This window comes from Isoptericola sp. F-RaC21, assembly GCF_038593535.1.
Taxonomy (GTDB): domain Bacteria; phylum Actinomycetota; class Actinomycetes; order Actinomycetales; family Cellulomonadaceae; genus Isoptericola.
On sequence record NZ_JBCFYX010000004.1, the window covers coordinates 652,176 to 679,038 of the forward strand.

27 protein-coding genes are annotated in these 26,863 nt (G+C 75.1%); 12 read left to right on the top strand and 15 right to left on the bottom strand.

The window, feature by feature from the left end:
• Positions 1–3: 3 nt before the first annotated feature.
• Entirely contained in the window at positions 4–933 is a 930-nt protein-coding gene (locus AAG589_RS17835) for an ABC transporter substrate-binding protein (protein WP_430568616.1), read from the bottom strand.
• Between the two features lie 248 nt (positions 934–1,181).
• On the opposite strand from AAG589_RS17835, the gene AAG589_RS17840 reads away from it, so the two are divergent.
• The 7 genes from AAG589_RS17840 (at position 1,182) to AAG589_RS17870 (ending at position 8,105) form a co-directional block, all read left to right on the top strand.
• Complete coding sequence (locus AAG589_RS17840) at positions 1,182–2,846, top strand: ABC transporter substrate-binding protein (protein ID WP_430568617.1); 1,665 nt, start codon at positions 1,182–1,184, stop codon at positions 2,844–2,846.
• 16 nt (positions 2,847–2,862) lie between these two features.
• On the top strand, positions 2,863–3,861 hold the full coding sequence (locus tag AAG589_RS17845; protein ID WP_430568618.1) for an ABC transporter permease: 999 nt from the start codon (positions 2,863–2,865) through the stop codon (positions 3,859–3,861).
• Positions 3,854–5,617 carry a dipeptide/oligopeptide/nickel ABC transporter permease/ATP-binding protein gene (locus AAG589_RS17850; RefSeq protein WP_430568619.1) on the top strand — a complete coding sequence of 588 codons (1,764 nt, stop codon included), beginning with the start codon at positions 3,854–3,856 and terminating at the stop codon, positions 5,615–5,617. The genes AAG589_RS17845 and AAG589_RS17850 overlap by 8 nt, the downstream gene beginning before the upstream one ends.
• The gene (locus AAG589_RS17855) at positions 5,601–6,275 is read left to right on the top strand and encodes an ABC transporter ATP-binding protein (RefSeq protein ID WP_430568620.1); all 675 of its coding nucleotides are present in this window, start codon (positions 5,601–5,603) and stop codon (positions 6,273–6,275) included. Before AAG589_RS17850 ends, AAG589_RS17855 begins: the two co-directional genes overlap by 17 nt.
• Before the next feature lie 72 nt (positions 6,276–6,347).
• Positions 6,348–6,614: a helix-turn-helix domain-containing protein gene (locus AAG589_RS17860; RefSeq protein ID WP_430568621.1), complete on the top strand. Its 267-nt coding sequence runs from the start codon at positions 6,348–6,350 to the stop codon at positions 6,612–6,614.
• Between the two features lie 153 nt (positions 6,615–6,767).
• Positions 6,768–7,199 (top strand): hypothetical protein, encoded by a 432-nt coding sequence (locus AAG589_RS17865; RefSeq protein WP_430568622.1) that lies wholly within the window; start codon positions 6,768–6,770, stop codon positions 7,197–7,199.
• 36 nt (positions 7,200–7,235) lie between these two features.
• On the top strand, positions 7,236–8,105 hold the full coding sequence (locus AAG589_RS17870) for an EamA family transporter (RefSeq protein ID WP_430568623.1): 870 nt from the start codon (positions 7,236–7,238) through the stop codon (positions 8,103–8,105).
• 7 nt (positions 8,106–8,112) lie between these two features.
• Here AAG589_RS17870 and AAG589_RS17875 read toward each other — a convergent pair whose 3' ends face one another.
• The 6 genes from AAG589_RS17875 to AAG589_RS17900 are packed head-to-tail and all read right to left on the bottom strand — an operon-like array spanning position 8,113 to position 12,838.
• Positions 8,113–8,883 carry an urease accessory protein UreD gene (locus AAG589_RS17875; protein WP_430568624.1) on the bottom strand — a complete coding sequence of 257 codons (771 nt, stop codon included), beginning with the start codon at positions 8,881–8,883 and terminating at the stop codon, positions 8,113–8,115.
• Positions 8,880–9,605: an urease accessory protein UreG gene (gene ureG, locus AAG589_RS17880; protein ID WP_430568625.1), complete on the bottom strand. Its 726-nt coding sequence runs from the start codon at positions 9,603–9,605 to the stop codon at positions 8,880–8,882. The genes AAG589_RS17875 and ureG overlap by 4 nt, the downstream gene beginning before the upstream one ends.
• Entirely contained in the window at positions 9,598–10,290 is a 693-nt protein-coding gene (locus AAG589_RS17885) for an urease accessory protein UreF (protein WP_430568626.1), read from the bottom strand. Before AAG589_RS17885 ends, ureG begins: the two co-directional genes overlap by 8 nt.
• A complete protein-coding gene (locus AAG589_RS17890) occupies positions 10,291–12,000 on the bottom strand; it encodes an urease subunit alpha (protein WP_430568627.1) in 1,710 nt (569 codons plus the stop codon).
• Positions 11,997–12,539, bottom strand: a complete 543-nt coding sequence (locus AAG589_RS17895) for an urease subunit beta (RefSeq protein WP_430568628.1) — start codon at positions 12,537–12,539, stop codon at positions 11,997–11,999. The genes AAG589_RS17890 and AAG589_RS17895 overlap by 4 nt, the downstream gene beginning before the upstream one ends.
• Entirely contained in the window at positions 12,536–12,838 is a 303-nt protein-coding gene (locus AAG589_RS17900; RefSeq protein WP_430568629.1) for an urease subunit gamma, read from the bottom strand. Before AAG589_RS17900 ends, AAG589_RS17895 begins: the two co-directional genes overlap by 4 nt.
• Before the next feature lie 103 nt (positions 12,839–12,941).
• Between AAG589_RS17900 and AAG589_RS17905 the strand changes: the two genes are divergently transcribed.
• A complete protein-coding gene (locus AAG589_RS17905; protein WP_430568630.1) occupies positions 12,942–13,364 on the top strand; it encodes a hypothetical protein in 423 nt (140 codons plus the stop codon).
• 129 nt (positions 13,365–13,493) lie between these two features.
• Here AAG589_RS17905 and AAG589_RS17910 read toward each other — a convergent pair whose 3' ends face one another.
• The 7 genes from AAG589_RS17910 to AAG589_RS17940 form a co-directional block, all read right to left on the bottom strand.
• Positions 13,494–13,661 carry a methionine/alanine import family NSS transporter small subunit gene (locus AAG589_RS17910; RefSeq protein WP_430568631.1) on the bottom strand — a complete coding sequence of 56 codons (168 nt, stop codon included), beginning with the start codon at positions 13,659–13,661 and terminating at the stop codon, positions 13,494–13,496.
• Positions 13,658–15,244: a sodium-dependent transporter gene (locus AAG589_RS17915; protein ID WP_430568632.1), complete on the bottom strand. Its 1,587-nt coding sequence runs from the start codon at positions 15,242–15,244 to the stop codon at positions 13,658–13,660. The genes AAG589_RS17910 and AAG589_RS17915 overlap by 4 nt, the downstream gene beginning before the upstream one ends.
• 120 nt (positions 15,245–15,364) lie before the next feature.
• On the bottom strand, positions 15,365–16,648 hold the full coding sequence (locus AAG589_RS17920; RefSeq protein ID WP_430568633.1) for an FAD-binding protein: 1,284 nt from the start codon (positions 16,646–16,648) through the stop codon (positions 15,365–15,367).
• Positions 16,649–16,752: 104 nt separating this feature from the next.
• Positions 16,753–17,910, bottom strand: coding sequence for a winged helix DNA-binding domain-containing protein (locus AAG589_RS17925; protein WP_430568634.1), 1,158 nt, complete (start codon positions 17,908–17,910; stop codon positions 16,753–16,755).
• A 3-nt stretch (positions 17,911–17,913) separates the two neighbouring features.
• Positions 17,914–18,282: an STAS domain-containing protein gene (locus AAG589_RS17930; RefSeq protein ID WP_430568635.1), complete on the bottom strand. Its 369-nt coding sequence runs from the start codon at positions 18,280–18,282 to the stop codon at positions 17,914–17,916.
• A gap of 120 nt (positions 18,283–18,402) precedes the next feature.
• Positions 18,403–18,963, bottom strand: a complete 561-nt coding sequence (locus AAG589_RS17935; protein ID WP_430568636.1) for an aminoacyl-tRNA deacylase — start codon at positions 18,961–18,963, stop codon at positions 18,403–18,405.
• Positions 18,960–21,293, bottom strand: a complete 2,334-nt coding sequence (locus AAG589_RS17940) for a PASTA domain-containing protein (RefSeq protein WP_430568637.1) — start codon at positions 21,291–21,293, stop codon at positions 18,960–18,962. Before AAG589_RS17940 ends, AAG589_RS17935 begins: the two co-directional genes overlap by 4 nt.
• Before the next feature lie 232 nt (positions 21,294–21,525).
• On the opposite strand from AAG589_RS17940, the gene AAG589_RS17945 reads away from it, so the two are divergent.
• From AAG589_RS17945 to AAG589_RS17955, 3 genes are all read left to right on the top strand, one after another.
• Positions 21,526–22,329: a LamB/YcsF family protein gene (locus tag AAG589_RS17945; RefSeq protein ID WP_430568638.1), complete on the top strand. Its 804-nt coding sequence runs from the start codon at positions 21,526–21,528 to the stop codon at positions 22,327–22,329.
• Positions 22,326–24,089, top strand: coding sequence for a 5-oxoprolinase subunit B/C family protein (locus AAG589_RS17950; protein WP_430568639.1), 1,764 nt, complete (start codon positions 22,326–22,328; stop codon positions 24,087–24,089). The genes AAG589_RS17945 and AAG589_RS17950 overlap by 4 nt, the downstream gene beginning before the upstream one ends.
• A 122-nt stretch (positions 24,090–24,211) precedes the next feature.
• Positions 24,212–24,751, top strand: coding sequence for a DUF4822 domain-containing protein (locus tag AAG589_RS17955; protein ID WP_430568640.1), 540 nt, complete (start codon positions 24,212–24,214; stop codon positions 24,749–24,751).
• An 84-nt stretch (positions 24,752–24,835) separates the two neighbouring features.
• Here the strand turns inward: AAG589_RS17955 and AAG589_RS17960 are convergent, their stop codons facing one another.
• Positions 24,836–25,576, bottom strand: a complete 741-nt coding sequence (locus AAG589_RS17960; protein WP_430568641.1) for a TetR/AcrR family transcriptional regulator — start codon at positions 25,574–25,576, stop codon at positions 24,836–24,838.
• Positions 25,577–25,665: 89 nt separating this feature from the next.
• Here AAG589_RS17960 and AAG589_RS17965 point away from each other — a divergent pair, with 89 nt between their 5' ends.
• Positions 25,666–26,862, top strand: coding sequence for an FAD-dependent monooxygenase (locus AAG589_RS17965; RefSeq protein ID WP_430568642.1), 1,197 nt, complete (start codon positions 25,666–25,668; stop codon positions 26,860–26,862).
• The last annotated feature ends 1 nt before the right edge of the window (position 26,863 follow it).

A 26,863-nucleotide genomic window follows, 5' to 3' on the forward strand; every position in this document is an offset into this window, starting at 1 on the left:
GGGTCAGCCTGCCGGGTTCAGCTCCGCCGTGTCGAGCACGGCGGCGCCGGAGCCCCAGGTGTCGGCGACCTGGGCGAGCACGCCGTCGTCCATGAGCTTCTGCAGCCCGGCCTGGACGGCCTTCGCGAGCTCCTCGTCGTCCTTGGCGACGACGACGCCGTACGGCGCGGCGTCCGTGATCTCGCCCAGCGCCTCGACGGAGCCGCCGGTCTGCTCGACGGCGTAGGCGATGATCGGCGAGTCCGCGTACATCGCCTGCAGCTTGCCGCCCGCGAGGTTGGTCGTGACGTCGGACTGCGAGTCGTAGGGCAGCACGTCGACCGCGTCCTTGCCCTCGTCGGTGCAGGTCTTGCTGAGCTCGGCGAGCTCGTCCTGCTGGATGGTGCCGGTCTGCACGCCGACGCTGACGCCGCACAGGTCGTCGGGCGAGATGCCGTCGGGGTTGCCCTTCGCCACGGCGTACTGCGAGCCCGCGGTGAAGTAGCTGACCATGTTCACCGTCTTCAGGCGCTCGGGCGTGACGGAGAACGCCGACATGCCCGCCTCGTACTTGCTGCCGATGGCCGGGATGATCGAGTCGAAGCCGGCGTTCTCGACCTTCAGCTCCAGGCCCATCGTCTTGGCGAGCGCGGTGGCGATGTCGATGTCGATGCCCACGGGCGTCTTGCCGTCCGCGTCGAGGAACTCCACCGGCGCGTACTGCAGGTTGGAGCCGAGCGTGAGCGTGCCGTCCTCGGCGACGGCGTCCGGCACCAGCGCCGCGACGGCGTCGTCCTTCTGGATCGCGTCGAGGTCGACGGCGTCGGCCGTGCTGCTGCCGGACGCGGTCGGCGACGAGCCGGTGTCCTGCGAGGCCGTGGTGCAGCCGGTGAGAGCGAGAGCGGCGACGGCCGTGGTGACGACGGTCGCGGCGAGGGCGTGGCGGGTGCGCATGGTGGGCTCCGAGGATCGTGCGAGGGGTCGATGCATGAGTATGCAGCCCGAGGAATTATTCTCCAAACCGCCTGGTGACGAACCCGACTCGCGGGGCCCGTTCCGGGACATGCCTCCACCCTTACACTCGGACCGCACCCCGGCGCCCGCCTCCTGCGCGGTCCGGACCCGCGACGTCGCCGGTCGAGCGGGTGCGCACCCGGCCGCACCGACGCGGCCCACCCGTCCCGCCGCCCGAGGAGTGATGCATGCCGCGTACCCGTCCGTCGTCCTTCGCCGTGCCCGCCGCGGAGCGCATCACGAGGCCCGCCGCCGCGGGGATCGTGGGCCTCGCCCTCGCCGTCTGCCTGTCGGGCTGCGCGACGTCGGCCGGGGGCGGGGCGGCCGAGGGAACCGGCAGCACGCGCGTGGTGCTCGCCGACGCGCAGCCGCTGGGCGGGTACAACCCGGTCAACGGGTACGGCGAGCTGGGAGTCTCCCCGCTGTACGACGGGCTGCTGCGGCCCGCGTCGTCGGGTGACGACCGGCTGCCGGACCTGGAGCCCGCGCTGGCCGCCGAGCCGCCGGCCGTGAGCGACGACAGCACGGTGTGGGACGTGACGCTCCGCGCGGGCGTGACGTTCTCCGACGGCACGACGCTCGACGCCGCGGACGTGGTCGCGACGTACGAGGCGGTGCTCGACCCGGCGTCGGCGTCGGAGGTCGCGGGGGCGTACCGGATGATCGAGTCCGTCACGGCGACCGACGACCGGCACGTCCGGTTCACCCTGACGCACCCGTACTCGGCGTTCGCGTCGCGCCTCACGCTGGGGATCGCGCCATCGGAGCGGCTCGACGGCGGCCCGGCCCGGGACTCCGCGCTCAACACGGAGCCCGTGGGCACCGGCCCGTACCGCCTCGCCCGGCTCGACGCCGACCAGGCCGTCTTCACCGCCAACCCCGACTACTGGGGCGGCGCGCCCCAGGTCGCCGAGCTCGTCACCCTGTACCTGCCCGACGACAACGCCCGCGCCCAGCGGGTGCGGGCGGGCGACGTCGACGGCACGGTGCTGCCACCCGTGCTGGCCGCGTCGTTCGAGGGCCAGGACGGGCTGCGGGTGCAGTCGGTGCACACCGCCGACTGGCGCGGCGTCTCGCTGCCGATCGAGAACGCGTTCGCGAGCGACCCCGCCGCGCGCGAGGCGATGAACCTCGCCGTCGACCGGGGCACGATCGTGGACGGCGTGCTCGCGGGGCACGGCAGCCCCGCCGCGACGCCCGTGAGCGCCGTCTACGGCGACGCCTTCGCCGCCGACGCGACGTTCCCCTTCGACCGGGAGGCCGCGGGGCGTCTGCTCGACGACGCGGGCTGGCGCGTCGCGGCCGACGGCGTGCGGGCCAAGGACGGCGAGCGTGCGGCCTTCGACCTCTACTACCTGGCGTCCGACAGCCTGCGCCGCGACATGGCGGCCGCGTTCGCCGCCGACATGGCGACGATCGGCGTCGAGGTGACGCTGCGCGGCGCCGACTGGCCGGAGATGGACACCCACCTCACCGACTCCGCCGTCCTGCTCGGCGGCGGCGAGCGCCCGTACGACCTCGACACCCAGCTGTTCGACGTGCTGCACACCCGCGCCGACGACACCTCGCCGTACGACAACCCGGGCGACGTCGAGATCCCCGGCGTCGACGCGCGGCTCGACCGCGCCCGCGCCAGCCTCGACGCCGACGAGCGCACCGCCGCGTACCGGGCCGTGCAGGAGGCGTACGTGCAGCACCCGACGCACGTGTTCCTCGCGTTCGTCGAGCACACGTACGTGACGCGCCCCGACGGCGACACCGCCGGCTGGGACCGCGGCCCGCTGGTGCTGGAGCCGCACGCGCACGGCGTCTCGTGGGGGCCGTGGTGGCACGTCGCCGGCTGGCGGCGGTGAGCGGCCGGAGCCCGCGGTGAGCGCCGGGGCCCTCGCACGGCGCCGGGGCGACCTGCGCCGCGTCACGCTGCGCGCCGTCGCGTTCGGGGTGCCGGTGCTGCTCGCCGTCTCCGCGCTGGTGTTCGTGCTGGCCGAGCACTCGCCGCTGGACCCGCTCGCCGCGTACCTCGGCGCGCGCTACCAGGACACGTCGGCCGCCGACCGGGCGGCCCTGAGCGCGACGCTCGGCCTCGACGCGCCGTGGTGGCGGGGCTGGCTGGCGTGGGCCGGCGACCTGCTGCACGGCGACCTGGGCTGGTCGCGCGTGTTCACGATGCCGGTCACGGACGTGTTCGCGCAGCGGGTCGGGTGGACGCTGCTGCTGTCCGGCACGGCGCTGGCGATCGCCCTCGTCGTGGGGGTGGCGCTCGGGCTGCTGGCCGGGGCACGACCCGGCGGGCGGCTCGACGCCGCGCTGAGCGGGCTGGCCGTGCTGCTGCAGTCGGTGCCGCCGTTCGTCGTCGCGCTGGGCGCCGTGCTGGTCTTCGCCGTCACGCTGCAGGTGGCGCCCGTGGCGGGGGTGGCCGAGCCGGGCGCCCCGCCCACCGCCGCCGGGGTGGCCGCGCACCTCGCGCTCCCGGCCACGGTGCTCGCCGCGACGATGCTGCCGTGGATGCTGCTCGGCGTGCGCACCGCGGCCGCCCGCGCCGCGGCGTCCGACGCCGTGCGCGGCGCCCGCGCCCGGGGCCTGTCCCCGCGCGCGGTGGTGACCCGGCACGTGCTGCCCGTGTCGCTCGGCCCGCTCGTCATGGTCGTGGGCGCCCGGGTGCCGGAGCTCGCGGTCGGGGCCGTGCTGGTCGAGGAGGTCTTCGGCTGGCCCGGCATCGCCGGCGCCGTCGTGTCCTCCGCCCGGGCGCTGGACCTGGCGCTGCTCGCCGCGCTGACGGTCGTGACGACGGCGGCCGTGCTGCTCGGCTCGTACCTGGCCGACGTCGCGCAGCTGCTCCTCGACCCGCGGGTGGTCGTCGATGCGTGACGCCCGCCGGCTCCTGGCCGCCCTCGGCCTGGGCGTCCTCGTCCTCTACGCCGTCCTGGTGCCGCTGGTCGCGGGCCCGACGACCGTCGACTTCGGCGCCGCGCTGCGGCCGCCGAGCCTCGCGCACCCGTTCGGCACGGACCACTCCGGCCACGACCTCTTCGTGCGCGTGGCCCAGGGGCTGCGCGTGTCGCTGGTCGTCGCGCTCGGCTGCGCCGTCGTCGCCGTCGCCGTGGGCACGGCCGTCGGGACCGTCGCCGCGGCGCGCGGCGGCCTCGTCGACGCCGTCGTGATGCGGCTGACGGACGGCGTGAACGCGCTGCCGCACCTGCTGCTCGGCATCGTCGTGGTGGCGTTCTTCCCCGGCTCGCTGGTCGCGATCATGGCGTCGATCGCGGTGACGCACTGGCCGCAGGTGGCGCGCGTCGTGCGGGCCGAGATGCTCGCGGTGCGGTCGTCGGCGTACGTCGACGCCGCCTACCTCGCGGGCGCGACCCGCCGGCAGGTGGCCCGTGAGCACCTCGTGCCCGCGGCGGCCCCGCAGGCGCTGGTCGCGCTGGTCATGCTGGTGCCGCACGCCGTCTGGCACGAGGCCACGCTGAGCTTCCTCGGCCTGGGCCTGCCGCCCGACCGCGCCAGCCTCGGCACCCTCCTCGAGATCGCCCGCGGCGACGTGCTCACCGGCGCCTGGTGGACGCTCGCGTTCCCCGCCGCGGCGCTGGTGCTGACCACGCTGGCCGTGTCCGGCGTCGCCCGCGCCACGCGCCGCCCCGCCCCCCGCTGTGAGCGGGCGTTGGGCCCCGTTTTCACGCCACGAGGGGGCCAGACGCCCGCTCACAGCAGCTCGGGGGCGGCGGACGGCGGGGGCGACGTCGTCGAGGTGCGCGGGCTGACGCTGCGGCTGCCCGCGGGCGGCCGGTGGGTGCACGCGGCCACCGGCGTCGACCTCGCGCTGCGCGCCGGCGAGGTCACCGCGCTCGTGGGCGAGGCGGGGTGCGGCAAGTCGGTGCTCGCGTCCGCGCTGTGCGGCCTGCTGCCGCCCGGCACCCGCGCCACGGGGTCCGTCCTGGTGCACGGCGACGAGCTGCTCGGCGCCCCCGAACGGCGCTGGCGTCCCCTGCGCGGCCGGGTGGTGGGGCTGTCGCTGCAGTCGGCGGCGGCGTCGTTCACGCCCGTGCGCACGGTGGGGGCGCAGCTCGCCGAGACGCTCGCGGCGCTCGGCTCGACCTCGTCGGTGCCCGACCTCCTCGGCCGGGTCGGGCTCCGGCCCGACGACGGCGACCGGTACCCGCACGAGCTCTCCGGCGGGATGGCGCAGCGCGCCGCCCTCGCCGGGGCGCTCGCGGGCGACCCCGCCGTGCTGCTCGCCGACGAGCCCACCGCCGGCCTCGACCCCGAGCTCACGGCGCAGGTGCTGCGGCTGCTGCGCGACGTCGCCGACGCCGGCACCGCCGTCCTGCTCGTCACCCACGACCTGCAGGCGCTGGAGACGTCGGGCGTCGCGGACCGGCTCGCCGTGATGTACGCGGGCCGGATCGTCGAGCAGGGCGACGCGGACGCCGTGCTGCGCGCGCCCCGCCACGACTACACGGCCGCGCTGCTCGGTGCGCTGCCCTCGCGCGGGCTCGCGCCGATCCCCGGCACCCCGCCCGAGCTGAGCGACCTCGACCCGGCGACGTCGTTCGCCGACCGGCTCAGGGGCTCCGGTCGCGGCGCACGGGTCGTCGAGGAGGTGGCGGATGGCGCTCGTCGCTGACGGCGTGAGCTGCTGGTACCCGGCGGGCGCCCCGCGCCCGGACGGCGGCCTGGTGCTGGACCGCGTGAGCCTCGCGGTCGAGCCCGGCCGGATCGTGGGGCTGACGGGCCCCTCGGGCGTGGGGAAGTCGTCGCTCGGGCGCATCCTGTGCGGGCTGCAACCGGCGCAGGAGGGCGCGGTCCTCGTCGACGGCGAGCCCGTGCCGACCTGGCGCGGGCGCATGACCGGCGTCATCGGGCTGCTGCACCAGTCGCCGCGGGCGGCGACGAGCCCCCGGCTGACGCTCGGCGCCATCGTCGCCGAACCGTTGCCGCGCCGGGAGCGTGGCGGTGCCGCCGGCCGAGGGCGGGTCGCCGAGGCCGCCCTGCGCGTCGGCCTGACCCCCGACCTGCTGACCCGGCTCCCGGCCCAGGTGTCCGACGGCCAGCTGCAGCGAGCGTGCCTGGCACGTGCCCTGCTCGCGGGGCCGCGGTACCTCGTCGCCGACGAGCCGACCGCCATGCTCGACGCCGCCACCACCGCCGCCGTCGCGCAGGTGCTCCGCGACCTCGCCGCCGACGGGGCCGGCGTCCTGCTGGTCTCCCACGACCACCCGCTCGTCGACGCGCTCGCCGACGAGCGCCTCGACCTGGACTCCCTTCGCGCCGCTCATATCTGACGCATTCGTTCCCCGAGGACCGGATGCATCATTTCTGATGCAAACGACCTCCGCCGATGGGATGAATCAGATATGAGCACACGGCGCTGGTTCCGCGCACGGACTCCCGAAGCCCTCGGCACCGCCCTGCGGCGCGCGCGCGAGGTGTCCGGCCTCAGCCAGGAGATGCTCGCCCAGCAGGCCGAGACGTCACGCCCCACGGTCTCCAGGGCGGAGCGCGGCTCCTCGATCGCGAGCGGCACGGTCATCGACCTCGCCACCGCCTGCGGCTACGAGATCGTGCTCGTGCCGCGCGGTGCGCGGGTGACCGTCGCTTCGACGGACGGCGCCCCCGCATGAGCGAGCTCACCCTGTTCCTTCGCGGCACGCGGATCGCCGAGGTCCGCCGGCTGCGGAACGGTCGCCTTCGGCTCGCCTACGACGAGAGCGCGCTCGACCGTTGGGGCGAGGGGGCCAAGCCGCTGTCGCTCTCCCTGCCGCTCACCGAGCGCCGTGCGCAGGGTTCACCAGGAGGACCTTGCCCAGGCGCTCGGCCTGGCTGCGGCCGACAAGTACGAACGCTCCGGCGTCTCACCGGGGCGGCTCGCCGCCGTGGCACGCATGGCCTCTCCCGAGGCCTCCTACCGCATCGCGCCGCTCTACGACACCGCGCCGGTCTTCGTCGTCTCGCCCGCCTACCGACAGTCCGGCATGGCCGTGATCGGCAAGAACCGCCTCGACCTCATCACGGGCGCCGATCTCGTCGGGGAGGCGATGTCCTGGGGGTGGGGGCGCGGGCAGGCGGTGGACTGCGTGGTCCGCACCGCCGAGGCCCTCGTCGAAGCCGTCGATGCGCATGACGCGGGCGGCATCCCCGAGGCGGTGCCCGCCGCCATCCGCGCCCGAGGGACGTCGATCGCTGCGTCGGCGAGGGGTGAGAACTGATCCCGGACCGGCCGCGCCGGGGGTACGGTCAGGCCGGTGACCTCGGCATCCGTCGCCCTCGTGCTGACCGCGGCGGTGCTGCACGCCGTCTGGAACGTCGCCGCCAAGCGCGTCACCGGTGACTCGCGGGTCTTCGTCTGGCTCTACGCCACGGCGTCGGCGGTGCTGTGGGTGCCGGTGGGCCTGGTGATCCTCGCCCGCGAGGGCTGGCCGGACCTGGGCTCGCTGCTGCTGGCGGGTGCCGTCTCCGGCGTGCTGCACAACCTCTACGGCGTGGCCCTCAACACCGGCTACGCGCGGGCGGACCTGGGGGTCGTCTACCCGACGGCGCGCGGCACCGGGCCGCTGCTCACGATGCTCGTGGCGCTGGCCGTGCTGGGCGAGCACGTGGACGCGGTCAACGTGGTGGGCGGCCTCGTGGTGATCGCGGGCGTGGCGGTGGTCGCGAGCTCGGGCGCGTCCGGCATCGACCCGTCGCGCGGCCTCGTCGGGGTGCGCTGGGGCTTGGCCACGGGCGCCGCCATCGCCGCGTACACGCTGTGGGACGGGCACGCCGTCACGACGCTCGCCCTCGACCCGGTGGCCTACTTCGCGTGCAACGCCGTGTGGCAGTCGCTCACGCTGGCGCCGATCCTGCGCGACCGCGGCCGCCGCGCGGAGGCCGTCCGGATGGGCCGGCGGCACGTGCGGGAGATCGCCCTGGTCGCCGTGCTGTCGCCGCTGGGCTACATCCTCGTGCTGGTGGCGATGCAGACGTCGCCGGTCGCGCTGGTGGCGCCGGCCCGCGAGTCGAGCATCGTCGTGGGCACGCTGCTGGCGTGGTGGCTGTTCAAGGAGCCGCGGCCGGCGGTGAAGATCGTCGGGTCGCTCGTCGTCGTGGCGGGCATCGCGCTGCTCGCGCTCTGACGCCGCGTCAGCGCGGCAGGAGCGGCCGCCACCGCGCCCACGTCGCGTCGACGACGGCGTCCGCCTCGTGCGCGTGCGCCGCGAGCATCCGGCCCAGCGCGCCCGGCCCGGCGAGCGGCGTCTCCCCCGGCCCGTCGGCGACGTCGGGCGGCACGCCCAGCAGCATGACGGACGCCACCACGCGGTGGGCGCCGACGACGCCGGGGGACGTCGCGAGCCACGGGTCGCGCAGGTCGAGGTCCTCGACCAGCAGCGGGCGGCCCTCGAGCCGCGCGGAGAACCGGGACCGCAGGGGCCCGCCGCCGGGCTCGTCCGCGCGCCCGAGCACCAGCGTCTCGCTGATCAGCGCGCGGGCGCCCGCGGCGAGCTCGACGGCGGTGCTGCGCTCGACGTCGGCCCCCGCCGTGACGACGAACGGCGCGCCCTTCCACACGAGCGCGCCGCCCTCGGCGACCGTCGCGTGCACGGCCCAGGACGCGCCGTCGCCGCCGCGCACGTCGTACGCGACGACGCCGGACGGCTCGATGAGCTCGAGCACGACGCCCGCGCCCACGCACAGCTCGACGCGCACGTCGTCCCCCGCGAGCAGCAGGGCGAACGTGCCGACCAGCGCCACGCGGGCGAGCGGGCCGTCGACCAGCACCGGCCGCGGGCGCAGGTGCACGCTGCCGACGAGCTCGACGAGGCGGGCGCGCCCGTCCACGAGCTCGACGGTGACCCGCGCGGTTCCCGCCGAGACCCCCGCAGAGTCGCGGTCGGTGCCGGTCGACGTGCTCACGCGTGCGCGTGCGTGGTGCCGTCGGCGTGCGTGTGGGGCGCCATCGGGCCCGGGTCCTGTGCCACGTGCTGCCCCGCGCGGAAGGTGCGCAGCACCTCGCGCGCCCAGTCGCCCAGGCGGGACACGGACTCCGGGTCGCGCTGGCTGAGGGCCAGCACCGGGCGCCCGTCGCGGGCCGACGTCGCGTCGGCGACCATCTGCTCGGCGTCCACGCCGACGTACGGCGCGAGGTCGGTCTTGTTCACCACGAGCAGGTCGGCGCGCTCGATGCCGGGGCCGCCCTTGCGGGCCACGTCGCCGCCGCCCGCGACGTCGAGCACGAAGATCTGCGCGTCCACCAGCGCCGGGCTGAACGTGGCGGTGAGGTTGTCGCCGCCGCTCTCCACGACGACGAGGTCGAGCGGCGCGAACCGGTCCTCGAGGTCCTCGACGGCGAGCAGGTTGGGCGTGACGTCGTCGCGGATGGCGGTGTGCGGGCAGGCGCCCGTCTCGACCGCGTGGATGCGCTCGACCGGCAGCACGCCCGCCGACCGCAGGTAGCGCGCGTCCTCGTCCGTGTAGATGTCGTTGGTGACGACGGCCATGCTCAGCTCGTCCGCGAGCTCGCGGCACAGCGTGGCGAGGATGGTGGACTTGCCGACACCGACCGGGCCGGCGACGCCGAGGCGCAGGGCGCGGGTCGGCGCGGCGTGGGTGTGGTCGTGGGTGTGGTTCTCAGGCAACGAAGATTCTCCTGGTTCTGTGCTGATGGGTGAGCGACCAGCCCTCCGCCTGGGGGGCGGTGGTCGCGGGAAGGTCGTCGGGGTGCCGGACGGCGACGGCGGAGCGCACCAGGGCCGCGACGTCGGGCTCGGCGGCGAGCACCCAGCCCGCCGCGTCCGCCGGGTCGCCCGGGGACAGCTTGAGCGCCGCGGACGCCACGGCCTGCGCGTCGTCGTAGAGGCTCGCGCGGGCCGTCGCCTCCTCGTCGACGCCGAGGGCGGCGGCCGCGCACCCGAGCGCGACGGGGCGCAACGGCGCCCGGCCCAGCCCGCGCAGGGCGACGGTCGCCGGGTGGTCGGGCCGCAGCCGCTCGGCGAGGCGGGCGAGGCCGCGGCCGAGCACGGCCTGCGCGTCGCGCAGCGGCGCGCTCGGGGTCCGGGCCGCGAGCGCCTCCTGCACGTCGTCCAGCCCGAACCCGGCGTCCGGCCTGGCGTCTGGCATGGCGGCGCGGTGCGCGAGCACCGCCGTCGCGGCGTCCACGAGCCCAGCCGTGCGGAGCCGGGCGCGCAGGTACCGGGGCACGTCGGCCGGCGTCATGCCGTCCGCGAGTCCGGGCTCGAGGCCCGCCGAGTACACGAGGCCGCCCACCGGGAGCCGGCCGTCGGCGAGCAGCAGCGCGCCGAGGCCGGCCTGTCCGGCCGTCATCTAGAACATCGAGTACCGCTGCGCGAGCGGCACCACGTCCACGGGCTGCGCCCGCACGGGCTCCCCCTCGATGCTGATGGCGAACGTCTCCGGGTCGACGTCGATGCGCGGCAGCGCCGTGTTGTTCGGCATGTCGAGCTTCGTGACGTCGCGGGTGGGCCGGATGCCCACGAGCCGTCGCCGCAGGCCCAGCCGCTCCTCGAGGCCGTCGTCGAGCGCGGCCTGCGCGACGAACGACACGGCCAGGCCGGGCGCCGACGACGCCTGCGCGGCGAGCGCCGGCCGCATGAACACCGGCTGCGGCGCGGGCACCGCGCCGTTCGGGTCCCCCAGCGGTGCGGCGACGATCGCGCCGCCCTTGACGACGGCGGCCGGGCGGATGCCGAAGAACGCCGGGTCCCAGAGCACCAGGTCGGCCAGCTTGCCCGCCTCCACGGAGCCGACCTCGTGGTCGATGCCGTGCGCGACGGCCGGGCAGATCGTGTACTTCGCGACGTACCGGCGGGCCCGCTCGTTGTCGGCCGGCAGGCTGGAGCCCAGCGTGCCGAAGCGGTTCTTCATCACGTGCGCCACCTGCCAGGTGCGGCAGATCAGCTCGCCGATGCGGCCCATGGCCTGCGCGTCCGTCGACGTGATCGACAGGGCGCCCATGTCCTGCAGCACGTCCTCGGCCGCCATCGTCGACGCGCGGATCCGCGACTCGGCGAACGCAAGGTCCTCCGGCACGCGCGGGTTGAGGTGGTGCACCACCAGCAGCATGTCGAGGTGCTCGTCCACCGTGTTCACGGTGAACGGCAGGGTCGGGTTGGTCGACGCCGGCAGGATGTTGCGCTCCCCCGCCGTGACGATGATGTCGGGGGCGTGCCCGCCGCCGGCGCCCTCGGCGTGGAACACGTGGATGCCGCGCCCGCCGATCGCCTCCAGCGTGTGCTGCACGTACCCGGTCTCGTTGAGGCTGTCGGCGTGCAGGGCCACCTGCAGCCCGAACTCGTCCGCGGCACGCAACGCGGAGTCGATCGCCGCGGGCGTGGCGCCCCAGTCCTCGTGCACCTTGTAGCCGCCGGCACCCGCCAGCGCCTCCTCGGCCAGCGCGTCCTGCGACACCGTGCTGCCCTTGCCGAACAGCAGCACGTTGAGCGGCAGGTCGTCCAGGGCGCGGTGCATCATCGTCAGCGACCGGGCGCCCGGCGTCACCGTGGTGGCCTTGGACCCCTCGGTCGGGCCGGTGCCGCCGCCGACCACCGTCGTCGTGCCGGTGACGAGCGCCTCGCGCATCTCGATCTCGCTGAGGAAGTGCACGTGCGTGTCGACGGCGCCCGCGGTGAGGATCTTGCCCTCGCCCGCGATCACGTCCGTGCTCGGCCCGATCCGCAGGTCCGGGTGGACGCCGTCCATGACGTCGGGGTTGCCGGCCTTGCCGATCGCGACGATCCGCCCGTCGCGCACGCCGACGTCGGCCCGCACGATGCCCCAGTGGTCGAGGACCACCACGTTGGTGATCACCAGGTCCGGGGCGCCCTCCGAGCGCAGGGTGGTGCCCTGGCCCATCGACTCGCGGATCGTCTTGCCGCCGCCGAACGTCGCCTCGTCGCCGCCCGCGGTGAGGTCCTGCTCGACCTCGATCCACAGGTCCGTGTCCGCGAGGCGGACCTGGTCGCCCGTCGTCGGGCCGTAGAGCTGCGCGTACGCGCGCCGGTCGATCTGGGTCACCGGTCCCCCTCCCTGCTCGTCTGGCTGCTGGTCTCGCTGCTGGTCTGGCGGCTCGTCGGGTGCGTGGGCGGGCTCGAGCCGGGGTCGGACGGCTCGACGTCGGCCGGGTCGCCGTCGTGCGCCTCGACCTCGCCGACCCGCATCGGCGCGGCCGACGCGTTGAGCGGCTCCGGCACGTCCACGCCGGGCGTGCCGAACGGCACCACCGGGCGCGGCTCGCGCTCGACCGACTCCGGCTCGCGCGCCAGGTCACGGATCTGCAGGCCGGGCACGAAGCGCCGGCCCCCGAGGGCGACGAGCTGCACCGTGCGGCTCACGCCGGGCTCGAGGCGCACCGACGTCCCCGCGGGCACGTCGAGGCGGAAGCCGCGGGTGGCCTCGCGGTCGAAGCGCAGGGCCGGGTTGGCGTCCGGCAGGTGGAGGTGGGAGCCGATCTGGATGGGGCGGTCGCCGCCGTTGAGGATCACCACGCTCTGGCGCTCGCGGCCGGCGTTCAGCTCCAGCGGCTCGGGGCGGGTGCGGATCTCGCCGGGGATCACTGGATCGGCTCCGTGATCGTCACGAGCTTGCGCCCGTCGGGGAAGGTGGCCTCGACCTGGAGGTTGGGGATCATCTCCGGGACCCCGTCCATCACCTCGCGGCGGCCGAGCACGCTGCGGCCGTCGTTCATCAGGTCGGCGACCCGTGCGCCCTCCCGAGCGCGCTCGATCACCCAGCAGGACAACAACGACACGGCCTCCGGGTGGTTCAGGAGGACCCCTCGCTCCCGGCGGTCGCGGGCCACCATGCCCGCGACGCTGAGGAGGAGCTTTTCCGTGTCGGACGGCAACAGCTGCATCAATCACCTCTCTGGAGTTCGCTCCCCCTCTCATACACCGCCGGGAAGCGCCCGACCAAACCCCCGAGGTGCCGTGTGGCCAGCGTCTCCCTATGCTCCGAAGATGATCAGGTTCCTGCTCCGGATGGCCGTCTACCTGCTGGCGGCGGCGGTGGGCGTGCTCATCGCCGCGTGGATCTTCGCGGCCTTCGACCTCGAGACGTTCTCCGTCAACTGGTCGGAGCCGCTCGGCTTCATCCTGGCCATCGTGGTCTTCGCGCTGGCGCAGGCGATCATCTCGCCGTTCTTCGCGAAGGTGGCCCGCAACAGCGCGCCGGCCCTGGTCGGCGGGGTGGGCCTGCTGTCGACGTTCGTCGCGCTCCTCGTCGCCGTGGTCTTCACCGACGGGCTCGAGGTCGGCGGCGTCGCCGGGTGGATCATCGGCCCGGTCGTCGTGTGGCTGGCGGGCATGCTGGCGGCGTTCCTCCTGCCGCTCTGGCTGCTCAAGGAGGGCGTGGAGAAGGTCCGCGAGAACAGGGACGAGTAGCGCCGAGGCAGTTCACGACTCGCCGAGGTAGTTCGAAATCGGCCGAGGTAGTTCGAGGGGCGGCCCGCAACCAGTGCGGGCCGCCCCTCGAACTACCTCGGCCGATTTCGAACTACCTCGGCGACAGGGTCAGGTGTCGCGCTCGGTGATGGCGTCGTCCTCGCGGTGGTCGTCGACGCCACCCTCGGGGAAGTCGGCCCGCTCGGGACGGGCGCGCAGGGCGAGGATGCTCACCAGCAGCCCGCCCCACACGATCAGCAGCGACAGGACCATCAGCATGATCGCGGAGCCGTTCATCGGTTCGCCCCCTTCGAGGTCGTCGCGGCCATGACCGGCGGGTACGTCGGCCAGGCGACGAAGTCGTCCGGGCTGCGGCGCCAGCGCGGCAGCGTCAGCACGACCGCCCCGACGACGAGGAACACCAGCGTGCCCCAGCCGGCGTACAGCAGGTACGTCTCGTCATAGCCCTCGTACCCGTTCCGGGCCAGGTCGACGATGCGCGAGATCAGCATGTACAGCAGCACGGCCGGCACGATCGCGCCGACGCACACGTACCACCAGCGGCCCACCTGGAACGTCGAGACGGCGTTGAGGTGGTAGCGCAGCTCGGGGCTGGTGCGCAGCAGCCAGACCAGGAACACGCACATGAGCACGGCGGACGCCACGATGCCGACGTTGTTGGACCAGTTGTCGATCGTGTCCAGGGCGATGAGCCCCGTCGTCGTCGAGAAGCCGACCACGGACAGCACGGCCGCGACGACGCCGATCCACAGCACCGCCTTGCGGCGCGTGAGGCCGAACTTCTCCTGGAAGCCCGCCGACACGACCTGCAGGATCGAGATGAGCGACGTGAAGCCGGCCATCGCCAGCGACCCGAAGAACAGGGCGCCGAACAGCGGCCCGGCCGGCATCTGCGAGACGACGGCGGGGAACGTCACGAAGGACAGGATCGGCCCGGAGATCCCCTCGAGGTCCCCGACGGCCACGCCCTGCTCGTTCGCGAGGAAGCCGAGGGCGGCGAACACGCCGATGCCCGCCAGCATCTCGAACCCCGAGTTGGAGAACGCCACCACGAGGCCCGGCGACGTGAGGTTCGCCCGGCGCTTCCGGTACGACGAGTAGGTGATCATGATGCCGAACGCGACCGAGAGCGAGAAGAAGATCTGCCCGTAGGCGGCGATCCACACGTTCATGTCGCCCAGCGCCGACCAGTCGGGCGTGAACAGGGCGTTGAGGCCGTCCGTCGCGCCGTCGAGGAAGACCGCGCGCACCACCAGCACCGCGAACGCGATCACGAGCAGCGGCAGGAAGACGACGTTCGCCTTCTCGATGCCCTTCGCGACGCCGCCCGCCAGGACGACGATGGTCGCGACCCACACCAGCAGCAGCGGGATCAGCACGGCCGGCACGAAGTCGAGCGTGAACCAGGCCCCGCCGTTCGCCGTGTCGGAGAGCTGGAGGTAGTCGCCCGTGAAGAAGGCGGCGGTGTCGTCGCCCCACTTCAGCGTGAAGGAGTAGACGAAGAAGCTCAGCGCCCAGCCGATGATCGCCGCGTAGTAGATCGCGATGACGAAGCAGATCATCACCTGGAACCAGCCCAGGGTCTCCAGCCACTTCTTGACGCGGCGGAACACGGTGGGCGGCCCGCCGCGGAAGCGGTGGCCCAGGGCGTAGTCGAGGAAGAGGATCGGGATGCCCGCGGTCAGCAGCGCGATCACGTAGGGCACCAGGAAGGCGCCGCCGCCGTTCTCGTACGCGACGCCGGGGAAGCGCCAGATGTTGCCCAGCCCGACGGCGGAGCCGATCGCGGACAGGATGAATCCGACCTGCCCCGTGAACTGCTCCCGGGGAGGCGAGGTGTCAGTGGTGGTAGTGCTCACGGGCGTCGAACCTCCACGGTGAGGGGCGTCACGTCAAACGTGTCTCACCCCTCGATGCTGCCTCAACTCCGGCGGTCGAGCCTGTCGAGACCCCGGTTTCGACAGGCTCAACCCACGAGCTCAGCTACCGGCGTCGAGCAGCCGCCCCACCAGCCCGCCGTGCAGGCGGCCCTCGGGGTCGAAGCGCTCGGCCAGGCGCCGGAAGTTGTCGAACCGGGGGAAGAGCGCCGCCGTCGTCCGCGCGTCGAGCGTGCTGACCTTGCCCCAGTGCGGGCGCGCCCCGAGCGGCACCAGCGCCTGCTCGACGGCGGGCAGCACGGCCCGCACGTCGTCCTCGCGCGGCAGCCACGTGAAGTGGAAGGCCACCGACGGCTCGTCGAAGGGGCTGAGCCACAGGTCGTCGGCGGCGACCGTGCGGATCTCGCTGGTCTGCAGCAGCGGCGCGACGGTCGGCCCGAGGCGGCGCATCGCCTCGATCGCGGCGGCGGCGTGGCGGCGCGGCAGCAGGTACTCCGACTGGACCTCGTCGCCGTTCGACGGCGTGAACTCCAGGCGGAAGTGGCTCAGCCGCTCGTGCCACGGGCCGTCGGCGCCGAGCTGCTCGGTCGTCGCGGACGGGTCCACGCCCGGCAGGGGGTGCACCGGCACCTCCGACCAGCGCAGGAAGTCGGGCGCCAGGCCGCGCACCTGGGGCCGGTCGGCCCGGGCCACGGACTTGAACCACACGTGCCGCACCGCCGGCTCGTCCCAGCTGGTGAAGGCGCTCACCGAGTACGCCGCGGAGGTGATCGCGTCGAAGCTCGCGACGAACGTGTCCCACGGGACGTCGGCCGCGACGTCCTGGCGCACCACGTACGCCGGGACGGTGCGCAGCTCGACGCGCGTCACGACGCCCAGCGCCCCGAGCGACACGACCGTGCCGGGGAAGACGTCGGGGTCGCTCGCGCGCGTGATGCGCCGCAGCTCGCCGCCCGGCGTCATGATCTCGAGGCCCTCGACCGAGCTCGCGAGGCTCTGGTTCGTGTCGCCGGAGCCGTGCGTGGCGGTGGCGACCGCGCCCGCCACGGAGATGTGCGGCAGGGACGCCAGGTTGCCCAGCGCGCGGCCGGTCGCGTGCAGGGCGCGGGACACCTCGCCGTAGCGCAGGCCCGCGTTGACGGAGACGACGTCGCCCTCGTCCCCGTCGTCCGGCGTCAGCGGCTCGACGGCGGGGCGGCCGTCGTCCAGCCCGTCCACCTGGACGTGCACGCCGTCCGTGTCCGCGACGTCGTTGAACGAGTGGCGCGACCCCAGAGCGCGCACCTGGCCGCCGCCCGCGAGGACGTCGGCGAGCTCCTCCAGCGACGCGGGGCGCACGACGGAGCGTGCGGAGTACGTGAGGTTCCCGGCCCAGTTCCGATGCACGGGACCACCCTGCCATCTCCCGTGGCCGGAGCCCGCCGCATTTCGTCGGTCGAGCCTGTCGAGACGCGGCCGGGTCTCGACAGGCTCGACCAGCGGCGAGAGGCTCAACCGGCGAGGTAGGCGTCGAGGCCGGCGACGGCGGCGTCCAGCGCGGTGCGCTCGGCGCGCGCCGGGTCGCGCAGCCACTGCACGTCGACGCCCTGCCCGGGGCCCGACGGCCAGCGCCAGCGGCCCGCGACGACGCCGTCCACCGCCACCGGGTGCACGTACGCCCCGGCGCGGTCCGGGGGCGACAGCGCCGGGTCGAGCACCACGCCACGGGTCTCGCGGTACGACACGAGCAGCTCGTCGTACGCCTGCAGGAGGTCGACCTCGGGCCCGCTGCCGTGCCCCCGGTCGGGCTGGCGATCGGCGTCCGACCGGGCGTCCGCCGCGTCGGGGGTCGCGACGAGCGTCAGGCCCTCGAGGTCGCCGGCGCCCGGGACCTGCACCACCTCGCCGCCGTCGACCAGGGCGGCCAGTGCCGGCTTGAGGTCGCGGAGCGTGACGTCGCTCCACTGACGCAGGTCGTTCGCCGTGGCGAACGCGCGGCCGGGCAGGTAGCGCCGCCACAGCTCGAGGACGGCGGCCTCGGCGTCGAACCGCTCGCCGAGCGGGCCGTAGCCGGCCGGGACGCGGTCGTCGAAGGTCGCGTACGACTGGTGCCGGAGCTCCTGGCCCGCCGGCGGCGGCCCGCTGATGACGAGCCGCTGCAGCTCCGCGTGCATGAGCATCTGCGTGAACGCGAGCCCGGGCGCGTCCGGGTCGAGCACGCCGCGGGCGACCAGCTCGGCCTTGATCTCCGCGCGGGTGCGCGGCCCGTCCGCGACGGCCGCGGCGACGGCGTCCGTCCCGGGGCCGAGGTCACCGAGGGCCCACGACCTCTCCGTCGACGCCATGAGCTTCTCGACGCGCGGCGCGGTGAGCTCGAGCAGCCAGCGCGCGTCGCGCGGCCGCACCAGGTGCCAGGTCGGGCGCAGCAGATGGGTGCGCAGCAGCTCGCCGTCGGCGAGCGCCGAGTTGAGGGCGGCGCGGCCGGGTCGCGACGACGGCGCCACGCGCCGCGAGAGACCCCACAGCGCGGGCTGCAGCTCCTGCCCCTGCACCGCCAGGAGCGCGTCGACGACGGCGGGCGCGTCGGGCAGGTGCGGGCCGCGCAGGCCCGTGGCGGCGAGGCGGGCGGCCCGGACGGCGTCGCCGTCGAGCGCCGGGAGGTGGGTCAACCGTCAGCCGGCCCGGCCGGCCGGCTCGGCCTCCGCCAGGGGGATGCGGCCCCCCATGCCGACCATGTCCAGCACCTCCGCGACCGCCTCGGACGGCTGGTACAGGCTCACGGACGTCCCCGTCTCCTGGCCGAGCATGTACACCTGCAGGATGAACGCGACGCCGGAGGAGTCGATGAACGTGACGTCCCGGGTGTCCAGGACGATGGGGTGCGCGGTCCCCCGCCCCGCGAGCGCCGCCATCGCGTCGCTCGCCGCCTCGCGCAGCGCCGCGTCGACCTCGCCCCACAGGGTGAGGACGGTCGCCTCGTCGGTGGTACGGGACGCGATCCCCGAGCTCGGCCCGGGGTCGCTGCTGCTGTCGATGTCCATGTGCTCGTGATGCTCCCGTGCGTGGGGCCGTGCTGCCCGGGACGCGGTCTGCGTCCTCTCCGTACAGCGAACGGCCCGCGTCGAGTGTTCCCCCGTCAGACCGATTCGTCCAGCATCCGATCAATCCTGGCGGGTCGACGCCGGCCCGGCTGGCGTCGTGCGGGCGGGGCCCGCCGGTCCAGCGTGGTCCAGGTCGGTGACGTCCGCGACCCGGGCGTCGAGGACGCGCGCAAGATCACCCCCGTCCACCGTCGCGGACACGCCGTGCCCGCCGCCCCCGACCGACACCGCCCCCGCCTCCGGGATCCGTGAGTCCGCGACCACGGGCCAGGGCGTGAGCGAGCCGAACGGCGTGATGGTGCCGCGCTCGTACCCGGTGACGTCGCGCGCCACCTCCTTGTCGGGCATCGACAGGCGCGACACCCCGAGCAGGGCGCGCAGCCGGGGCCACGCGATGGTGCGGTCCCCGGGCACCAGGACGAACAGGAAGTCGCCGTCCCCGCGGCGCACCACGATCGTCTTGATCACCTGCGCCGGCGCGACGCCGCGTGCCGCGGCCGCCTCGGCGAGCGAGCGCACCGGGCCGTGCCGGACGATCTCGAACGCGATGCCCGACGCCTCCAGCACCTCGCGCGTCCGCCGCTCGCCGGGGGTCTCCGCGGGCGGCGCGGGCGAGGTCACTCGTCCTTGCCCGTCGAGGTGCCCGTCTCGACGACGAGGGTGACGGTGCTGCCGAGCCTCGCGGACCGGCCCGCGGCGACGTCGGTCTCCGAGACCACGGCGTCGTCCTCGACGCCGTCCTCGGTCACGACCTCGAAGCCGAGCGCCTCGAGCTCCTCCCGGGCCGCGGCGACGGTCATTCCGGCGACGTCGGGCACCGGCTCGGCCGCGCCGCCGGTGAGGCGGACGGTGGAGCCCTTGTCCACCGTGTCGCCGGCACCCTGGGTCTCGACGACCAGGTCGTCGTCCTCGACGTCGCCCGACGTCTCGACCACGAACCCGAGGCCCTCGAGCTTCGCCCGCGCGTCGGCCACCGTCCACCCGGTGACGTCCGGGACGGTCACCTGCTCCGGCCCGCTCGAGACGACCAGGGTCACGGACGAGTCGACGTCCACCGTGGCGCCCGAGCCGGGCTCGGTGCGCAGGGCGGTGCCGTCCGGCCGCTTCGTGCTGTGCTCCCTGACGACCTTCACGTCGAGCCCCAGGTCACGCAGCGCCTGCTCCGCCGCGCCGGCGTCCTGGCCGGCCACGGCCGGCACCGCCACCCGCTCCGGGGTGGGCTCGGGCTGGCTCCTCGGGCCGCTCGCGACGACGAGGGTGACCGTCGTCCCCTTCCTGACCTTCGTGCCTGCGTCGCGGGTCGCGAGCACCTGGCCCTTCGGCTTGTCGCTCTCCCGCGTGGTCGTGCGGACCTCGAGGCCGAGCGCGTGCAGCGTCTTCTTCGCCGCGGCGAGGCTCTGGCCGGCGACGTCCGGCACGGCGACCTTCGCGGGCGTGGCGGGCTGCTCGGACGAGCCGCCACCCTTGCCCGATCCCTTCGCCCCGCCGTCGGACGGGGAGCCGGACGGCTTCGTGCCCTTGTCCTTCGTGCCCTTGTCGGAGGCCTTGTCGGAGGCCTTGCCCTTCGCCGTGCCGTCCTTGCCGCCCGTGGCCTGCGAGCCGCCCGTCGTGTCGTGGGCGCCCTTGCCGGCCTGTTCGGCCCGGTCCGTGGTGCCGCCGCCGCCCGCGACGTCGGCGGCGTCCCACGCCCGGTCGGGGATCGGGCCCGCGGCGAAGAACTCGAAGTGCCACGGCTCGGGCTTCGAACCGGTGGAGCGCGCCCAGGACGGGTTGTCCCAGCCGTAGTCGGGGGCGTGCACGCGCATCCACGCGTGCTCGGCGGACGTGAACGTGGAGATCGGGTAGCCCAGGTCGACGGCGAGACCCCAGCCGTGGTTCGACGTGCCCGGCGTCGCCGCGAGCCACCCCTTGATGGCCTTGACGCGGATCTGCAGGTCCAGCGAGCGGTAGGAGTCGGTCATCGGGATGGGCACCCCGAACTCCTTCTCGTACTCCTTGCTGAGCGCGGAGAGCTGCTCCGCGGCGTCGCAGCGCAGCATGTGGCCGGGGGCGAAGTCGAGCGGGCACAGCACCGACGTGGGGATGCGGCCGTTGGCGTAGCCCGCCGTGGTCGCGCCGTACCGGTCCACCACGGCGAGCAGGCCCTTCGTCAGCGTGGCGCGGGCCGCGACCGTCCCGTCCGCCCCCGCGGGCAGGATGCCCGCCTCGAGCGTCGTGGTCGCCGGGTCCAGCAGCGTCGCCAGGCGCGTCGCGGCGACGACGACGTCGTCGAACGTCACCGCGTCGCCGTCGTGCGTGCTCTCGGGCTGGTCGGCATCCGGCTGGTCGGTAGCCGGCTGCTGCGTCGTCGGCGCGGGGTCGGGGTCTGCGGGCTCGGGGTCCGCGGGGTCCAACGCGACCTCGCGCGAGACGGCCACGGTCCCCGGCTCGTCGACGGTCGCGGGCGGCGCGTCGTCGGGGCTGGTCGGGACGGGAGACGTCGGGGCCGGAGTCGTCGTCTCGGGAGCCGGGAGGACCGGCGCGGGCACCTCGGCGTCCGCGGTCGCGAAGGGCCGGTCGGGCGCCGACGCCGCCTGCTGCGCGAGATACGTGCTGAGCAGCATGCCCAGCTCGGCGGCGGCCTGCTCCACCCGGGGCGTCACCGTGCGGCCCGCGTCCTTGCCGGCGAGCTCCGCGCGCTCGAGGACCCCCAGCACCTCCTGGAGCGTCGTCGGGCCGGTCGACGTCGACGCCCCGACCACGCCCACGGAGACACCCTCGCCCACGCGGCTGCCCGGGCCGACGTCGGGGGTGTGCTGGTCGGCGGCCAGGCTCTGGAAGGTGCCGGCGTTCCACGGGAGGCCGGCCACGGGAGCCGCGAGGAATCCCGCGGCGAGGACGCACGAGGCGGTCACGGTGCCGAGCACCCGTCCGACATGCACGCGCCGGCCGGTGTCCTTCGGAGACCTCACGACGACGAACCTCCCCCATCGGCACTGCTCAGGCGCTCGGATCCTGCCACACCCTGGGGTCGTCGTGTGACACGGGCGACAGGACCGTCCCTTCACTGTGCGTCACGCGCCACGCTCCTGCCACCCCTGCGACAAGAGTTCACGCGACGCTCATCCGCGCACCAGGACCGGAGCGGCCGCACGGGACCGTGATACGTCCCCCGGCCCCGGCGCCGCGCGGCAGACTGGGCGCATGACCACCGTCGACCTCAACAGCGACCTCGGCGAGGGCTTCGGCCGCTGGACCCTGGGCGACGACGAGGCGATGCTCGACGTCGTGTCGTCGGCCAACGTGGCGTGCGGCTTCCACGCCGGTGACCCCGCGTCGATCCGCCGCACCGTGCGCCTGGCCGCCGCCCGCGGCGTGGCCGTCGGCGCGCACGTCGGCTACCGCGACCTGGCCGGCTTCGGCCGCCGCGACATCGACGTCCCGTCGGCCGAGCTCGTCGCCGACGTGATCTACCAGATCGGCGCGCTGCAGGCCCTGGCCGCGGCCGAGGGCACCCGCGTGACCTACGTGAAGCCCCACGGCGCCCTGTACAACCGGGCGGCTGTGGACCGCCGCGTGGCCGACGACGTCGCCGCCGCCGTGGCCGCCGTCGACCCGTCCCTCGTGCTGCTCGGGCTGCCCGGCACCCTCTCGCTCGCCGCCGCGGAGGCCGCGGGCCTGCCCACCGCGGCGGAGGCGTTCGCCGACCGCGCGTACACGCCCGCCGGCACGCTGGTGCCCCGCAGCGAGCCGGGCGCCGTCCTGCACGACCCGGACGTCGTGGCGCGGCGGATGCTGCGCCTGGTCACCGAAGGCGTGGTCGAGGCGGTCGACGGCAGCGTCGTGCGGGTGCCCGCCGACTCCGTGTGCGTGCACGGCGACACACCGGGCGCGGTCGCGATGGCCCGCCGGGTCCGCGCGGCGTTCGACGACGCGGGCGTCGCCCTCGCCGCGTTCGCCCCGCCCACGCCCCTCGCCGGTCGAGCCCGCCGAGACCCGGGGGCGTGACCGCACGCATGCGCGTGCTGCCCGCGCGCGACGACGCCCTGCTCGTCGAGGTCGACGACCTCACGCACGCGCTCGCGCTGGACGCGTCGCTGCGCGACGACCCGGTGGCCGGCGTCGGGCAGCCGGTCCCCGGCGCGCGCACGCTGCTGGTCCCGTTCGACCCGTGGCGCGTCACGCCCGGCCACCTCGCTGCCGTCCTGCGCGACCGGCTGCTGGTCGAGCCTGTCGAAACCCCGGGTCCCGAGGGCCTCGACCGGCCCGAGGCGCTCGTCGAGATCCCCACGGTGTACGACGGCGAGGACCTCGCCGACGTCGCGCGGCTGCTCGGGTGCAGCCCCGAGGCGGTGGTGCGGCGGCACACGGGGGCGTCGTGGGTGGTGGGGTTCGTCGGCTTCGCGCCGGGGTTCGCGTACCTGACCGGGGACGACGCCGGCCTCGTCGTGCCGCGGCGCGAGACGCCCCGCACCCGCGTGCCCGCCGGCTCCGTGGCGCTGGCCGGCCCGTACTCCGGCGTCTATCCGCGCGCCAGCCCGGGCGGGTGGCAGCTGGTCGGGCGCACCGACGTCGTCACCTGGGACGCCGACCGCGACCCGCCCACCCCGTGGGCCCTCGGCGACCGGGTGCGGTTCCGGGCGGTGCGCAACTCGCTGGGTCTCGACAAGCTCGACCAACGGAACACCCCGCTGGTTGAGCCCGTCGAAACCTCGCACCCCCCGCTGGTTGAGCCCGTCGAAACCTCGCACCCCCCGCTGGTTGAGCCCGTCGAAACCTCGGTCCCTGGATTTCGACAGGCTCAATCACCGGGCTTCCTCGAGGTCGTGACGCCCGGGATGCAGGCGCTGGTGCAGGACCTCGGCCGCCCGGGGCTGGCGCACCTGGGCGTGTCCGCGTCGGGCGCCGCCGACCCGCGCGGCCTGCGCGCCGCGAACCGGGCGGTGGGCAACCCGGTCGGCGCCGCCGCGATCGAGGCGGTGGGCGGCGGGCTGCTGCTGCGCGCCCGCGGCGACGTCGTCGTCGCGCTGGCCGGGGCGGACGCGGGCGCCGTCGTGCACCGCGGGGGCGACCCCGACGACGCCCGCGCCGCACCGCTCGGCCGGGCGTTCCGGCTGCGCGACGGCGACGAGCTCGCGCTGGGCGCCCCGGCCCGCGGGTGGCGCACCTGTCTCGCCGTCCGCGGCGGCATCGACACGGGGCCCATGCTCGGGTCGCGCGCCACCGACACCCTCGCCCGCCTGGGCCCGGCACCCCTCGCCCCCGGCACCCGGCTGCGTTGTGGGTGGGCTCCTGGCCCTCCTCGAGGGGCTGAACAGGGCCACGAGCCCACCCACAACATCGGGGCGGTGGCGGCGGACGACGTCGGGGCGCCGGACCCGGCGGCGCTGCCCGCGCCGGGCGAGGTCACGACGCTCCCCGTCGTGCTCGGCCCGCACGACGACTGGTTCACCGCCGACGCCGTCGCCCTGCTGGCCGACCAGACGTGGCGGGTCACGGACCGCTCCGACCGGGTGGGGCTGCGGCTGGACGGCGCGCCCCTGACCCGCACGACGGACGCACAGGACCGCGAGCTGCCGAGCGAGGGCTGCGTGACCGGCGCGCTGCAGGTGCCGCCGGACGGGCGGCCGGTGCTGTTCGGCGTCGACCACCCGCTCACGGGCGGGTATCCCGTGGTCGCGGCCGTGGCCTCGACGCACCTGTGGCTGCTGGGCCAGCTGCCGCCGGGGGCGCTGCTGCGGTTCGCGCCGCATCATCCGTTCGGCTGAGATCCGTCGAGCCCGCCAGGCGATGTGGGCGGCCGGGGCCCGGAACCACGATGGATCCGACGCACCGACCGACGCCCAGGGGGCCCCCATCGCCGTCCCGGGCACGACAGAAGGACAGCCACATGAAGCTCATGACCTCGACGAAGCCCGCCACGATCGCCGTCTCGGCGCTCATCGCGCTGGGGGCGCTCACGGCCTGCGGCACGGGCGAGGCCGACGCCGCTGCCGGCACCGGCACCACCACGTCGCAGGAGGCCGCGGCGGCCGACGAGGCGCAGACGCCGTCCGACGTGCTCGCGTCGACGGCGTGGGAGACCACCGGCGCGACCGACGCGTCGGGCGCGGACGTCCCGCTCGACGACGAGAACGTCCGCGACTTCGTCGGCTGGGCGTACTTCAAGGCCGACGGCACGTTCACGATGTACACCCTCGACGACGCCCCGAAGATGCAGGGCGACTGGACGGTCGACGAGGAGGGCACCACCCGCCACATCGTCGCGAAGGACGACGCCGGCGAGGTGCTGTTCGAGCGCGACTCCGACATCGTCACGCTGACCGACGAGGAGTTCACGTACCGGGTCTTCCCCGAGGAGGGGAACACGGACGTCTACTACGACATCGTCCACACCCCGACCGACCACGCGGAGCCGGCGGCCTCCTGAGCCGAGCCGCCTCCAGCCTGACCAGCACGCGCGCCCGCTCCCCCACCCGGGGGCGGGCGCGTCGTCGTCCCGGGTACCGGCCGGTCAGCGGCGCGCGGCGGCGAGCGCCGCGACGCCCGCGACCACCCGCTCGATGCCGAACCGCAGGGCGTCGTCGCGGCCCCCCGGCTCCGCGTCGGCGAAGGCCGCCACGGTGCGCGGGTAGTCGTGGGAGTGCTCGGCGAGGACCGGCGCGAGCCCGGCGGCGAGGTCCGACTCCGGCGACGCCCCGCGGGACTGCTGGCGGACGTTCGCCATCACGTGCCCGACGAGCAGGGCGAGCGTGTCGAGCTTCTCCGCGCCGCTGAGCGGGAGGTCCGTGAGCGCCGCGAGGCCGGCCTCGTACCAGGCGAGCTCGACCGGGCCCGGGACGTGCGGCCGCTGCGCGAGCTCCACCGCCCACGGGCGTTCGAGGGCCCGCGCGTGGACGCTCCCCGCCCAGCCGGTCAGCGCGGCCCGCCAGTCCGCCCCCGCCGTCACGGGCGGCGCGGCCCCGAGCGCCGTGTCGAGCAGGAGGGCGTCGAGCTCGACCCGCCCGGGCACGTAGCGGTAGAGCGCCATCTTGGTGGTGCCGAGGCGTGCGGCCACGCTCTGCATCGTCACCGCGTCGAGCCCGTGCTCGTCGGCGATCTCGGTCGCGGCGGCCACGACGGCGTCGACGCTGAACCGCGGCTTCGGGCCGCGGCGCGCCGGTGCCGGGCCGCGCCACAGCAGCGCGACGACGCCGTCCGGGCCGCTGCTCGGTGCGTCCGGCCCCGGTGCGGTGCCCCTCGCCTGTGCGCTCATCGGCCTGCCCTCGATCTCGGAAGGTTATTGCGTCCATCGTACGCGGTAACTTACTGTGTCCCTCAGACGCAATAAATCGAGGAGAGATCATGACCGCGACGACAGTCCTCGTCTCCGGCGCGAGCATCGCCGGCCCCGCTCTCGCCCGCTGGCTCGGCCGCAACGGGTTCGACGTCACGGTCGTCGAGAAGGCGCCGGCCCTGCGGCCCGGCGGCCAGGCCGTCGACTTCAAGGGCCGCACGCACCGCGACGTCCTGGACCGCATGGGGATCCTCGACGACGTGCGCGCACGCCAGACCCCCCGGACCGACTGGCGCATGGTCGACGAGCGGGACCGGGTGCGCGCCGTGATCCCCGGCGAGTTCATCGGGGGCGACCTCGAGATCCTGCGCGGCGACCTCGCCGCGATCCTGCACGAGCACTCCGCCCGCGACGCCGAGTACGTCTTCGGCGACGAGATCGTCGGCACGACCGCGACGACGGACGGCGTCCACGTCGCGTTCGCGCACCGCCCGACCGAGCGGTTCGATCTCGTGGTCGGGGCCGACGGCGTGCACTCCGCCGTGCGACGCCTGGCGTTCGGGCCGGAGGAGCAGCTCGTGCAGCACCTCGGGCACTACTACGCCGTCGCCGGGGCCGCCGCCCCGCTCGACGACCTCGAGACACGGCGACCCGACGGCCGTGCCGTCGCGTACGGGTACAACGAGCCCGGTCGGCTCGCGCTCCTCGGCGGGCAGAAGGCGCCCAGCCTGTTCGTCTTCCGCGCGCCTGCTTCCCAGGGTCCGCACCCGGGCTACGACCGGCACGACGTCGCGTCGCAGCGCGCGTTCCTCGAGGCCGCCTTCGCCGGAGCCGGGTGGCGCGTGCCCGCCGCGCTGGACGCCGCGCGCCGGGCCGGCGACTTCTACCTGGACGCCCTGGCCCGCACCCGCATGACGTCCTTCACGCGCGGCCGGTTCGCGCTCGTCGGCGACGCCGGGCACGCCAACACGCTCGGCGGCTTCGGGACCGGCCTGTCGCTCGTCGCCGCCTACGTCCTCGCCGGCGAGCTGGTCGCGGCGCACGGCGACCACGAGGCCGCGTTCGCGGCCTACGACCGCCGGATGCGCACGCCGACGAAGGTCGCGCGGTCGGGCAACGCCGGGCCGTTCCTGGCGCCGCCGTCGGCCGCCCGGATCCGGATGCGGGACCGGACGTTCAGCACGAGGTGGATGTACCGCTCCATGCTGTGGATGACCGACGCGTTCGCGACCGACGACAGGATCCCCGCCTACGACCTGCGTTGAG